This is a genomic window from Peribacillus psychrosaccharolyticus ATCC 23296 (genome assembly GCF_000305495.1).
GTDB classification, from domain to species: Bacteria; Bacillota; Bacilli; order Bacillales; family DSM-1321; genus Peribacillus; species Peribacillus psychrosaccharolyticus.
Genome location: NZ_AJTN02000191.1, coordinates 22,244 through 34,851 on the forward strand (window position 1 = coordinate 22,244; position 12,608 = coordinate 34,851).

General features: G+C 40.1%; 13 protein-coding genes and 1 riboswitch. Of the genes, 1 reads left to right on the forward strand and 12 read right to left on the reverse strand.

Annotation, left to right across the window (positions count from 1 at the left end; all coding sequences use genetic code 11):
- Positions 1-112 precede the first annotated feature (112 nt).
- From WYK_RS11125 to WYK_RS11170, 10 genes are all read right to left on the reverse strand, one after another.
- Complete coding sequence (locus tag WYK_RS11125; RefSeq protein ID WP_040374567.1) at positions 113-625, reverse strand: metallophosphoesterase; 513 nt, start codon at positions 623-625, stop codon at positions 113-115.
- Positions 622-1,236, reverse strand: coding sequence for an XTP/dITP diphosphatase (locus WYK_RS11130; protein ID WP_040374568.1), 615 nt, complete (start codon positions 1,234-1,236; stop codon positions 622-624). The genes WYK_RS11125 and WYK_RS11130 overlap by 4 nt, the downstream gene beginning before the upstream one ends.
- 111 nt (positions 1,237-1,347) lie before the next feature.
- A complete protein-coding gene (locus WYK_RS11135; protein ID WP_040374569.1) occupies positions 1,348-2,418 on the reverse strand; it encodes a GerMN domain-containing protein in 1,071 nt (356 codons plus the stop codon).
- Positions 2,419-2,521: 103 nt separating this feature from the next.
- Complete coding sequence (racE, locus tag WYK_RS11140) at positions 2,522-3,319, reverse strand: glutamate racemase (protein ID WP_040374570.1); 798 nt, start codon at positions 3,317-3,319, stop codon at positions 2,522-2,524.
- Positions 3,320-3,329: 10 nt separating this feature from the next.
- The gene (locus WYK_RS11145) at positions 3,330-3,770 is read right to left on the reverse strand and encodes a MarR family winged helix-turn-helix transcriptional regulator (protein ID WP_040374571.1); all 441 of its coding nucleotides are present in this window, start codon (positions 3,768-3,770) and stop codon (positions 3,330-3,332) included.
- A gap of 224 nt (positions 3,771-3,994) precedes the next feature.
- Positions 3,995-4,219 (reverse strand): helix-turn-helix domain-containing protein, encoded by a 225-nt coding sequence (locus tag WYK_RS11150; protein ID WP_028392149.1) that lies wholly within the window; start codon positions 4,217-4,219, stop codon positions 3,995-3,997.
- A 138-nt stretch (positions 4,220-4,357) separates the two neighbouring features.
- Positions 4,358-4,822 (reverse strand): acyl-CoA thioesterase, encoded by a 465-nt coding sequence (locus tag WYK_RS11155; RefSeq protein WP_040374572.1) that lies wholly within the window; start codon positions 4,820-4,822, stop codon positions 4,358-4,360.
- Between the two features lie 293 nt (positions 4,823-5,115).
- A complete protein-coding gene (gene sdhB / locus WYK_RS11160) occupies positions 5,116-5,877 on the reverse strand; it encodes a succinate dehydrogenase iron-sulfur subunit (RefSeq protein WP_040374573.1) in 762 nt (253 codons plus the stop codon).
- Between the two features lie 18 nt (positions 5,878-5,895).
- On the reverse strand, positions 5,896-7,647 hold the full coding sequence (sdhA, locus tag WYK_RS11165) for a succinate dehydrogenase flavoprotein subunit (RefSeq protein ID WP_040374574.1): 1,752 nt from the start codon (positions 7,645-7,647) through the stop codon (positions 5,896-5,898).
- A gap of 53 nt (positions 7,648-7,700) precedes the next feature.
- On the reverse strand, positions 7,701-8,309 hold the full coding sequence (locus WYK_RS11170; RefSeq protein WP_040374575.1) for a succinate dehydrogenase cytochrome b558 subunit: 609 nt from the start codon (positions 8,307-8,309) through the stop codon (positions 7,701-7,703).
- 352 nt (positions 8,310-8,661) lie between these two features.
- Between WYK_RS11170 and WYK_RS11175 the strand changes: the two genes are divergently transcribed.
- Positions 8,662-9,117, forward strand: coding sequence for a YslB family protein (locus WYK_RS11175; RefSeq protein WP_040374576.1), 456 nt, complete (start codon positions 8,662-8,664; stop codon positions 9,115-9,117).
- 114 nt (positions 9,118-9,231) lie between these two features.
- Here WYK_RS11175 and WYK_RS11180 read toward each other — a convergent pair whose 3' ends face one another.
- A complete protein-coding gene (locus WYK_RS11180; protein WP_040374577.1) occupies positions 9,232-10,467 on the reverse strand; it encodes an aspartate kinase in 1,236 nt (411 codons plus the stop codon).
- A gap of 113 nt (positions 10,468-10,580) precedes the next feature.
- Positions 10,581-10,760: riboswitch (Lysine riboswitch) on the reverse strand.
- Positions 10,761-10,823: 63 nt separating this feature from the next.
- Positions 10,824-12,596, reverse strand: a complete 1,773-nt coding sequence (gene uvrC, locus WYK_RS11185; RefSeq protein ID WP_040374578.1) for an excinuclease ABC subunit UvrC — start codon at positions 12,594-12,596, stop codon at positions 10,824-10,826.
- Positions 12,597-12,608: the final 12 nt, after the last annotated feature.

A 12,608-nucleotide genomic window follows, 5' to 3' on the forward strand; every position in this document is an offset into this window, starting at 1 on the left:
CGTCAGGACATTTATTATTATAGTACGATACCGACTTAAAGTCAACACTTTTTCTCACTCTTTTTTAGAAGAGAGAGGAGAAGTTATTTCCACTTCTCCATTATACATAAATTCAGCCCAAATTGTAAGCCCTATTTAAATCTTTTACTTCTGCTCCTTCGTGATCATAAAAAGTAACGGCAGCGTCTTTGTCGGTTACTTCAACAATCACATAGGTTTTTTCTTCTCTTCCCCGCGGCAAACGGATACTCCCTGGATTTATATAGAGCCGACCGTCAATAAGCTCAGAACCAGCATGGTGAGAATGACCGAAACAGATGATAGACGCATTCTCTTCTTCAGCTTTATAGGATAAATTCATTAACGTCATTTTGATATTATATAAATGACCATGAGTAACTAAAAAACGTGTCCCATCTATTTCTTCGACGATCGCATTTGGGTATCCTGTATCGTAATCACAATTACCACGAACGCCGATAAAATCAGCCATAACCGGACTTTCTTTCTGCAGTTCTGAATCTCCACAATGTATCATTGCGTCTACGTCTTTCTGATGACGATTTTTTATGACTTGTACCTCTTCCGTAAGACCATGACTGTCACTGATGATCAAGGTTTTCATCGGCTGCCCCCTTCTCTCGTTAAAAATAAATCAAGCTCTTTTTCCAGCTCTTTCAACGCATTTGCCCGGTGACTAATCGCATTTTTCTCTGCTGATTCAAGTTCAGCCATTGTTTTTCCTTTTTCCGGGACATAAAATACAGGATCATACCCGAAACCATTTGTACCAGCGGGTGATTCGGCAATACGCCCTTCCACATAACCAGAAACTGTAATCGTTTCCTGATTCGGCGATGCTAATGCAAGTACGCAATAAAAACGCGCCGTTCTTTTCTCAGCAGGAATATCTTTTAATTCTTTCAGTAATTTTTGTGTATTAGCTTCATCATTTTTATCTTCACCTGCATATCGAGCCGAGTAAACACCAGGACGGCCATCCAATGCATCAACAACCAAGCCAGAATCATCTGCCATGACAACTTGATTTAATTCCTTCGCAATTGTTTCTGCTTTTAAAATAGCATTTTCAGCAAAGGTCGTTCCTGTTTCTTCAACGTCTGTCGCGTTTTCATAATCAAGAAGCGTATGAACTTCATAACCTCTAGGTGAAAAGAGACTTTCAAATTCCTTTGCTTTTCCTTTATTTTTCGTCGCAATAAGAACATTTTTCATCGTTACACTCTCCTGAATAGCTGCATAGTTTGTTTCTTTAGTCTACCACAATCAGGATATTTGCCCAAAAGAAATAGGAGCCGCTTTTCGCGTGCCCCCGAATAACTAGTATTAGAAACTACCCGTATTAACCTTTGCCGGACGGCTTACTGGTTCTGAAAGAGGCTTGCCATCTTCTTTCAGTAAATCGGCATTTCCGTCCACTTTTAGCTCTACCCGTTCAATACCCTTCTGTTCTGTTAAAGAGAGAACAAGTGCATCAAGTACTTGCTGGGAAACCTTTTTCTCTTTAAAGCTATTTAGAATCGATTCATTAAAATTCAAGGTAACCATGCCATCCGCTAATTGAGGCTCATCCAACAGTTCTACATCAGACATCACGATTGATTGTAAACCGGAGAAATGTGATGGTCCTTTAGCTAGTTCTTGAACAACCGCTGTGACGTTATCCACATCGGTCTCGTTTACCCGCTTCGTAATAGGCACGTAATAGTAATTGCCTTCCTCTCCGCCGATATAATAAACCGTCAATGCTTTCGATTGGCTAATATCATTGACACCACTTGTATCTAGATTAATACCGCTTGCCCGAGACAGGCCTTCCTGCACCGGTGTACCGTTAACCGGCATCTGCTTCAGTTCTGTTCCATTCAATTTAAGCTTGACTGTCTGTACTGAATCAAACTGTGTCAACGTCCATGTCACAGCCTGAAGAATTTTCAGCTCATCTTCTTTCTTATAATTCTTAAATTCTTTTGAAAAATCAACCACTGCTGTCCCATCTTTAATATCCACACTTACCTCAGTACCTGCTGGCAGAACCGCTCTAAAACCAGAAGGAAGGACATTCGATATCGGACCATCCTCCACCAGATATTTCAGCGACTGCGCAGCAACACCTCCGCCTTGTGTAGATGGCAACTCCAAGGTTTGCGGAACCACATACCCGCTGCTATCAATCAAGTACAGTTCCGTCTTTACACTTGCTTCTTCAGATTCCTTGTTTTCTTCAGCCGTAGTTTCAACTGGATCTCCTTCTAATTTAGAAGGACTGTCAACAAGTGATACATCCGGCGGATCAATTTTATTTTTTTCTTCGCCGGTAAACAAGCCACAGCCTGATAAAAGAACAGCCGAGGCCAGAATAGTCGTGGCAACTGTTGCCTTTGTTACATTGGACATATATATCCCTCCCAGGACGGTTTGTACTACTATTTATACGAGCCCTGGGAAGTTTTAGACCGAAATCTTTTTATTTTATAAAAAAACTCCCATCAAGGGAGCCTTAATCAAGCTTAATTGTTTGTACCATACCAACCTGTTCACCAATCCAGGAATGAGCAATATCCTGAAAAATATCTTTGGATCCTGTCGTGAAAAATTGATGCTTCGGTTCCTCTGATGAGACATTCATCAGCCCTTTATGTTCAAGAATAACACTTACTTCACGGGCTGTTTCATCTCCTGAAGAAATCACCTGAACTCCTTTGCCCATGTAATCTCTAATTACTGAACCAAGCAAAGGGTAATGTGTACAGCCAAGTATCAGTGTATCAATACCCGTACGTTTCATTGGCTTTAACGTTTCAGCAATAACCTTTTCAACGATTCTGCCTTCAAATTCCCCACTCTCAACAATCGGTACGAATTTCGGGCAGGCCAAACTATCAACGGTTACCTTCTTATTAATGGAAAGAAGCGCCTGATTATAGGCCTCACTCTTCACCGTTCCTTCGGTGCCAATAACACCAATATGTAGATTGGTAGAGACCTTCAAGGCGGCACGTGCACCTGGATTAATGACGCCTATTACAGGAATAGACAGCTCCGCGTTAATCTCATCAAGCGCTGCTGCGGTTGCCGTATTACAGGCAATAATCAGCATTTTAATTTGTCGTTTTAATAGGAAACGCGTTAGTTCCCATGTGAAGTCTTTCACTTCTTCCTTCGTTCTCGGTCCATAGGGACATCTTGCTGTATCACCGACATACATTATATGTTCATGAGGAAGTTGACGCATCACTTCTTTTGCAACCGTCAATCCGCCAACCCCCGAATCAATAATTCCAATTGGTCGTTTCAATTATATCGCCTCAATCTTCTCGCATTTCTTGATGTAGTTTTGTTAGATTCTTAGTGAGGGAAGCTATGTCTGTATCTGAAAAATCGCTTAAAATATCCTGCAAATAAAGCTGCCGTTTCTTAATTACTTCATTAATGATCCGTTCACCCTCAGAAAGAAGGTTAATGCGAACAACTCGGCGATCTTTATCATCTTTCACCCGGCTTACTAGTTCATTCTTTTCCATACGATCGATTAAATCTGTTGTCGTACTGAACGCTAAAAACATCTTTGAAGAAAGTTCACCTATCGTCATATCGCCTTCTTCAAAAAGCCATTGCAATGCGACAAACTGCGGGGGGGTAATTTTATAGACATTCAATATTTCCCGGCCCTTTTGTTTAATCAGACTGGAAATATACCGTAATTCCTTCTCGATTTTTGCAACTTGGTCCATTTTCAATTCAGTCATTCACGTTTCTCCCCCTAAAACTTCCTGCTCTTTATTGTCTCTGAAAATCATAAAAAATTCAAGGTTGAGGTTATAAGTTAAATTATGCTAAAAAAAAGGCACCAGAGACAGCAGCCGAAAGGTTTCTCGATCTAGCTGTCTTTGCTGCATAGTAATCAGGGAAAATCTATTATTCTGCCATAAGCCTCTTCTTCTACTGCTCGTTATACTGAAAGTTAAACAATCTATAATTTAAGCTCCCCCATGCGTAGAAGTTCGATAACTGCTTGTGAACGGCCTTTTACTCCAAGCTTTTGCATCGCATTTGAAATATGGTTTCGAACTGTTTTTTCGCTGATAAACAATTCGCCTGCGATTTCTTTCGTTGTTTTGTCCTGAACTAATAATTCGAATACTTCTTTTTCTCTTTTGGTGAGAAGTGGCTTATGAGTGAACTCGTTCTCTTTCAAGTATGGTAACCCTCCCTGCCTTCACCAGCATAAAACCCGGAGTGGGTGTCTATTTAGTCAAGATATAGTATGTCAGGGAGACGAAGGAAGTGACTGCTGTATATGGGATTATGTGTTTTAAATAACGAGCAGCCGCTTTTATTTTCTTACTGGATTTTGCTTATCCATTAATTGTTTCATTTCTTCTGTCCATACTAACGGCTTACCTGTCGCTTTATTGATTTGGACGACCGTTCCTCTGCCTGTCAAACAGATGGACCCATCTTCTTTTTTGCCCAAATAATGAATATCAGCGGATGAGTTGCCAATCTTCGCCGCCTTAACCTGAATAAGTACTTTATCGTTAAAAAACATTTGCTGAAGAAAATCACACTGCAAATCAGCTACTACCGGTATCGCTCCACTCTCATCATGGACCCAATCCTGCATAAACCCTAGACTTTTAAAATACTCAATTCTCGCTTCTTCGAAATAAGTAAAAGGTACCGTATTATTCAGATGTCCGAACATATCCGTTTCTGAAAACCGAACTTTCACTTCATGTGTAAAAGTAAAAGAAGCAGCCCAATCCTCCATGTTTTCGATATATGAAATTCTACTCATTATGACAACCCCTTTTTCGAATAAAATGAATGGTTATTCATTCATTTTATTCGAAAAGGAACATAAAGGAAAGTACTTTGGTAAGAAAAACCACTAAGATATCCTATTAGAAGACTAGTTTCTTCCTAATTTAAACTCTCGAACCCAACATTCGGCCCATTCTGTGATAGATTCGGCCCAAAAGTCGATTTATTCGGCCCGTTTTCACGTTTATTCGGACCAAAGTCAACTTGATTCGGCCGTTTTTAAAAGATAAAAAGCTGTCGAGGGTTTCTCGACAGCCAGTCATTCTTTTATACTTGGTCGCTTCCGAAGAAGTTACGGAACATTTGAATGGATGTATCACGGTTTAATGAAGCAATTGATGTTGTCAAAGGAATACCTTTAGGACAAGACTGCACACAGTTTTGTGAATTACCACAATTAGCTAGTCCGCCGTCTCCCATAATGGTATTTAAGCGTTCTGCTTTATTCATTGCACCTGTTGGGTGATTGTTAAATAAGCGAACTTGTGAAAGTGCTTGCGGCCCAATGAAGTCTGAGTTAGAGTTCACGTTCGGGCATGCCTCTAAGCACACACCACATGTCATACATTTCGATAATTCATATGCCCATTGGCGTTTCTTTTCTGGCATACGCGGACCAGGTCCGAGGTTATAGGTACCATCGATTGGGATCCATGCTTTTACTTTTTTCAATGTGTCAAACATCCGGCTGCGATCAACCTGAAGGTCGCGAACAACAGGGAATGTGCGCATTGGTTCTAAACGTACCGGCTGTTCAAGTTGATCGATAAGCGCTGTACAAGATTGGCGCGGCTTGCCGTTGATTACCATTGAACATGCTCCGCAGACCTCTTCTAGACAGTTCATATCCCAAGCTATTGGAGCTGTTTTTTTCCCCTCAATTGTTACTGGGTTCCGTCTGATTTCCATCAGTGCAGATATAACATTCATATTCGGACGATAGTCCAAATCGAATTTCTCCGTGTAAGGGGCTGAATCCGGTGTATCCTGTCGAACGACTTCAAAACGAATTTTTTTTGTCTCAGCCATTACTTACTCCCCCTTTATTTAATGTTGTGTTGTATAGTCACGTTTCCGTGGTTCTATTAGCGATACATCGATATCTTCATAATGGAAGGCAGGAGCTGTTTTTGGACCAGTGAAGTTAGCCATGGTTGTTTTCATAAACTCTTCATCATTACGTTCTGGGAAGTCAGGCTTATAATGCGCTCCACGACTTTCATCACGATTTAAGGCACCAATTGTAATTACACGTGCCAGCTGCATCATGTTTTTCAATTGTCTTGTAAAGGTTGCCCCTTGATTGCTCCATTTTGCCGTATCATTGATATTGATATTTTCGTAACGTTGTAACAACTCTTGAATTCTTTCATCTGTTTCTTTAAGTTTATCGTTGTAACGGACAACGGTAACATGCTGTGTCATCATTTCCCCTAGTTCTTTATGAAGGACATATGCATTTTCTGTTCCATTTAAGGACATGATGTTATTCCATTTCTCTTCTTGTTCTTTAACCGCATTCGTAAACACTGAAGGAGAAACAGAGTCTGCACCTTTTTCAAGACCTTGGATATATTTAACTGCATTTGGACCTGCGACACTACCACCATAAATAGCAGATAATAATGAGTTCGCTCCAAGACGGTTTCCGCCATGCTGTGAATAATCACATTCCCCAGCTGCAAATAGCCCTTGAATGTTTGTCATTTGGTCGTAATCTACCCATAATCCACCCATTGAATAGTGAACAGCTGGGAAGATTTTCATTGGTACTTTACGTGGATCTTCACCCATGAATTTCTCATAGATTTCTATAATTCCACCAAGTTTAATGTCCAGCTCTTTCGGATCTTTGTGTGAAAGATCTAGGTATACCATGTTTTCTCCATTAATACCAAGCTTCATATTCATACATACGTCAAAAATCTCACGTGTTGCAATGTCACGTGGTACTAGATTTCCGTATGCAGGATATTTTTCTTCTAAGAAGTACCATGGTTTACCATCTTTATATGTCCAGATCCGGCCGCCCTCACCACGAGCAGATTCACTCATTAGACGCAGTTTATCATCACCAGGTAATGCTGTTGGATGGATTTGGATAAACTCTCCATTAGCATATGTTGCCCCTTGTTGATAAACAATTGAAGCTGCTGAACCTGTGTTAATAATAGAGTTGGTTGATTTACCGAAAATAATCCCAGGACCTCCGGATGCCATAATGACAGCATCACCCGCAAAGGATTTAATTTCCATACTGGTTAAGTTTTGAGCAACGATGCCTCGGCAAATTTGTTCCTCGTCAACTATAGCTCCAAGGAATTCCCAGCCTTCGTATTTTGTGATCAGTCCTGCCACTTCATAGCGGCGAACTTGCTCGTCTAAGGCATAAAGAAGCTGCTGGCCTGTTGTAGCGCCGGCAAAGGCCGTACGACTATACTGTGTACCGCCAAAACGACGGAAATCCAATAAACCTTCTGGAGTACGGCTGAACATAACACCCATACGGTCAAACATATGGATAATTGATGGTGCCGCTTCACACATTGCTTTTACCGGCGGTTGGTTAGCCAAGAAATCTCCGCCATAGATGGTATCATCAAAGTGAATATATGGGGAATCCCCTTCACCCTTTGTATTAACTGCGCCATTAATTCCGCCCTGGGCACAAACTGAGTGGGAACGCTTAACAGGAACTAGTGAAAACAACTCTACCTGCTGGCCTTCTTCAGCTGCTTTAATCGCAGCCATAAGTCCTGCTAATCCGCCGCCTACGATAATGATTTTACCTTTACTCACTCTTGCTCACTCCCTTATATCCATTATCAAAGCACGTGCTTTGACTAGTATTCTCATACAAAAGCAAAAATTGCTCTAACACCTACATAGGACAGAAGGACAAATACGACCAACGTAACATATGTAGAAATCTGTTGTGATTTTGGTGATACAGTAAGCCCCCAGCTTACGGCAAACGACCATAAACCATTAGCGAAGTGGAATGTAGTTGATAGAATACCAACAACATAGAAAGCAATCATAAATGGACTAGACAAAATATCTGCCATCATGTCAAAGTTTACTTCTGCACCAAGTGCTGCTTGAATTCTCGTTGACCATACATGCCAAACGACGAAAATTAACGTAACAATCCCTGTAACACGCTGTAATACGAACATCCAGTTACGGAAAAAGCCATATCTTCCTGCATTGTTTTTAGCCGTAAAAGCAATATAAATGCCATAAACAGCATGATAAATCAATGGTAAGAAAATGATAAATACCTCAAGAAAAATTCTGAATGGCAGACTTTCTAGTAGATGCGCTGCTGAATTGAATGCTTCCTCGCCTTTTGTAGCCATATAGTTGGTAATTAAATGTTCCAACAAAAATAAACCAACTGGAATAACTCCCAGAAGCGAGTGCAGTCTGCGGTTTCCAAACTCACGATTCTTTGCCAATTAGTGCCCCCCCTTAATTTGTGAAAATTCATGCAAAGATAAGTATAAGTTCCCCTTTATCCCAACATTTCTAATCTATTGCTATCTTTCTAACAATTATGTGACATGTTTATTTTACTCCTGACTGGTAAAAGCGTCAAGAAAACGGATACAAGATTTCTTTTTTAAAATAGAATTATTGTTCTGAATCGTTCAAACAAATGAGGAATAAATACTCCAAATCCAAAAATGGATTAATTTATCAGCAAAATTTTTTTTCGAAGAAGAAAATTACTCATAAAAGGATAATAATTGTACGAATTTAGTATCACTTCCGTTTATAATAGAATTATATAGAAAGTGGGGAAATGCCTTGAAAAAAGAAAAGCAAACACTACTTGATTCCAAGGATGATGGTGAATTATCAGTCCCCGTCTTTGGCCATGAACTCATAAGAGAAATATTATTAAATGATCTTCTAGGACCGAACTCTCGCCAGGTGCTATATTGGGCAGGAAAACGTATGGCTCGAAAATTCCCACTTGGAAGCATGGAAGAAATTATTGAGTTTTTCAACAGTGCTGGATGGGGAAACTTAGAATCTGTAAAATCCATTAAAAATGAATTTTCACTAATGCTGTCCGGCGAAATGGTAGAACGCCGTTTTGCCATAGACAGTGACTGTCACTTTCAACTAGAGGCAGGATTTCTTGCCGAACAAATCAGCTTACAAAAAGGATTTAATGCGGAAGCTCTTGAGGAACCCAAACGAAGAGCCGCTAGAGTTTCCTTCTTAGTTAAATTGGATTTAAAAGATCCAATACAATAAACATGGTCCGATTGCCATCAATTCATCTAGTTGGATTGATGGCATTTTTTTAAATTGAAGTACGAATAGGCTGCCAAGAAATTCTTGACAGCCTAAAGGGCAAAAAAAGTTATTTTACAATACTTCTACCGGTTTGCGTTCATCCAGTTTAAACGCTTCATGCAAGGCTTCAACAGCTGTAACCATTTCTTTCTCATTAATTACAGTCGACACTTTGATTTCAGAAGTACTGACCATTTTTATCTGAATTTTTGCTTCAGCCAGGACAGCAAACATTTCTGCTGCTACACCCGGATTTGAAATCATTCCTGAACCGACGATTGAAACTTTAGCCAGATTAGTTTCTGTTTCAACTCTTTGGAACGGCATCATTTCTTTATTCGCTTCAAGCACCTCAAGCAGGTTTGAGACATCTTCGCTTTTAATAGAAAATGATAAATTATTCATGTCTTGCTCTGTCATACTCTGAATTATGATATCAACATTTATCTGGTTCTTTGCGAGTGTAGTGAAGATTGTAGATAATGTTCCTAGACTTCCAGCTAATCCATAAATCGTGACTCGGGTAATTCGATCCTCAAATGCAATTCCTCTAACAATTAAATTCTGCTCCATCGTTGCTTCCTCCTCTATCAATGTTCCTTTTTCTTGTGCTGTACTTGAGCGGACTTCAAGCGGTATATGATGATTCTTCGCAAATTCAACGGCTCTAGGATGTAAAACACCTGCGCCTAGGTTAGCTAGTTCCAGCATTTCATCGTATGAAATGGAATAAAGTTTTCTCGCGTTTTTCACATACCGAGGATCAGTAGTAAATACCCCCGTAACATCTGTATAGATGTCACACCGATCTGCTTTTAATGCTGCTGCAAGAGCTACTGCAGTTGTGTCAGATCCACCTCGTCCTAGCGTGGTTATTCCCCCATCTTCTGCCAGCCCTTGGAATCCGGCAACAACGACAACTTTCCCCTCGTTCAAACTACTCTGTACTTTTTCTGTATCTATATCTAAAATCCGTGCATTTCCATACACCGCTTCACATTTAATCCCTGCCTGCCAGCCTGTTAATGAAATAGCTTCCTGTCCTTTTTCTATCAACGCCATTGTAAGAAATGCAATCGTTACTTGCTCTCCTGTAGTGAGTAACATATCCATTTCCCGCTTTGATGGTCGTTCGGTTATATCGTATGACATAGAAACGAGCTCATCTGTTGTTTTGCCCATTGCTGACACAACGACGACTACGTCATTTCCATTTGCAGCTTCTTCAATTACTCGATCCGCTACTTTTTTGATTTTTTCTATACTTCCTACTGAAGTCCCGCCGAATTTTTGAACAATCAAACCCATATCATGCTGCACCCTCTCTTATTTTAGTACTGTTATTTTCAAAAATAGTCACAAAAAAACAGCAATGAGAAGAGTCTCATTGCTGTGATATCGTAAAAAGAATACGGCTAACACAGTGAGATAGCTCTCCAGAATTTTTCATTCTGACAATCTGCCATCTCTTAAATGTACAGACCAGCACTTTGAGTGGATGAGCACCCAACTGCTTCGGCGATTTTCCCTTTCCAGACTTTTCACGGAAGCTCATACTTCTCCAAGTCTGTACTAATGAATCTCGCACCTCTATCAACACGTTAAATTGTTAAATACTTTAAATTCATACTGAATTATAGCATAGGGATATGATTGGTTCAACACTATTCTTGCAATTTTCTTGCAATTTCTTCAGCTACGCTCTGCGGCATTCCTGCCTCTAAAAACTCTGCAACCCCAGCCTCACGCATTTTTTTAACCGATCCAAAATGCTTTAACAGCTGCTTTTTACGTTTTTCTCCGACACCCGGGATCTCATCAAGTAATGATTGAAAGGCGCTTTTCCCGCGAAGTTGTCGATGGAATGTAATCGCAAATCGGTGGACCTCATCTTGTATTCTTTGCAGCAGATAAAACTCCTGACTGCTACGATCCAGCGGTACGATTTCAAGCGGATTGCCAATCATCAGTGAGGACGTACGATGCTTTTCGTCCTTTACAAGACCAGCGAGAGGAACTTCAAGCCCTAGTTCATTCTCTAAAATATCTCGAACACCATCCACATGGCCTTTTCCTCCGTCAATAATGATTAAGTCTGGAAGCGGTAAGCCTTCTTTTAATACTCGAGTATATCTTCGTCTGACGACCTCACGCATTGTTTCATAATCATCTGGACCCGATACCGTTTTAATTTTATATTTCCGATACTCACGCTTTTCAGGCTTTCCATCAATAAATACTACCAGAGCAGAAACTGGATCAGTTCCTTGTATATTTGAATTATCGAAAGCCTCGATACGATGAGGTGTATATATGCCTAATCTTTCACCAAGGTTCTCCACTGCTTTAATCGTTCGTTCTTCGTCCCGGTCAATTAAAGAGAACTTCTCTTGAAGTGCAATCGAAGCATTTTTATTTGCCAGCTGCAGCATATCCTTCTTTTGACCGCGTTTCGGGTGAATAACCTTTACTTGAAGTAACTTTTCAGCCATCTCACCATCGACCGCTTCTGACAAAAGAATTTCCTTTGGTTTAAAATGGTTAGGTTTCGTATAAAATTGGCCTAGATAGGTCAAAATTTCTTCTTCCGGCTCATCATAAATAGGAAATAAAGAAACATCTCGTTCAATTAACTTTCCTTGCCGAACAAAAAACACCTGAACGCACATCCAGCCCTTATCAAAGGCATAACCGAAAATATCACGATCGGTAAAATCCGTAGACATCATCTTTTGCTTTTCCATTGTAATCTCAATATGGGCGATTTTATCGCGGTACTCTTTAGCCCGCTCAAAATCAAGAGCTTCTGCCGCAGCATGCATTTTCTCTGTCAGCTCAGCTTTAATCTCTTTATAGCCCCCGTTTAAGAAACGCGTAATATCCGTCACAATCTCTTTATATTCTTGCTGCGGCACATCAAAGACACAAGGTGCCAGACATTGCCCCAAATGATAATAGAGACACACTCTATCTGGTAGCGTGTTGCATTTTCGCAACGGATAAATTCGATCAAGCAGCTTCTTTGTTTCATTAGCAGCTATTACATTAGGATAAGGTCCAAAATATTTTCCTGAATCTTTTTTCACTTTCCTAGTAATAATTAACTTTGGATGTTTTTCAGCAGTCAGCTTAATAAACGGGTACGTTTTATCATCTTTCAACATCACATTATATTTTGGATCATGCTTTTTAATTAACGTCAGTTCCAAAATCAACGCTTCAATATTCGATGAGGTAACGATATATTCAAAATCCTCAATTTCATTAACAAGCCTCAGGGTTTTCCCATCATGCGACCCATTGAAATAAGAACGAACTCTATTTTTTAAAACTTTTGCTTTCCCGACATAGATAATCGTACCTTGCCTGTCTTTCATCAAATAGCAGCCAGGCTGGTCAGGAAGAATTGCAAGCTTATCCTTAATTCTTTGATTCATTGGCTGCCTCCT

Excerpts from the sequence above, each read along its gene's own strand:
- WYK_RS11125 (WP_040374567.1), bottom strand. The coding sequence starts at position 625 with ATGAAAACCTTGATCATCAGTGACAGTCATGGTCTTACGGAAGAGGTA.
- WYK_RS11180 (WP_040374577.1), bottom strand. The coding sequence starts at position 10,467 with ATGGGTTTGATTGTTCAAAAATTCGGCGGGACTTCAGTAGGAAGTATA.
- WYK_RS11155 (WP_040374572.1), bottom strand. The coding sequence starts at position 4,822 with ATGAGTAGAATTTCATATATCGAAAACATGGAGGATTGGGCTGCTTCT.
- WYK_RS11130 (WP_040374568.1), bottom strand. The coding sequence starts at position 1,236 with ATGAAAAATGTTCTTATTGCGACGAAAAATAAAGGAAAAGCAAAGGAA.
- sdhB (WP_040374573.1), bottom strand. The coding sequence starts at position 5,877 with ATGGCTGAGACAAAAAAAATTCGTTTTGAAGTCGTTCGACAGGATACA.
- WYK_RS11135 (WP_040374569.1), bottom strand. The coding sequence starts at position 2,418 with ATGTCCAATGTAACAAAGGCAACAGTTGCCACGACTATTCTGGCCTCG.
- uvrC (WP_040374578.1), bottom strand. The coding sequence starts at position 12,596 with ATGAATCAAAGAATTAAGGATAAGCTTGCAATTCTTCCTGACCAGCCT.
- WYK_RS11145 (WP_040374571.1), bottom strand. The coding sequence starts at position 3,770 with ATGACTGAATTGAAAATGGACCAAGTTGCAAAAATCGAGAAGGAATTA.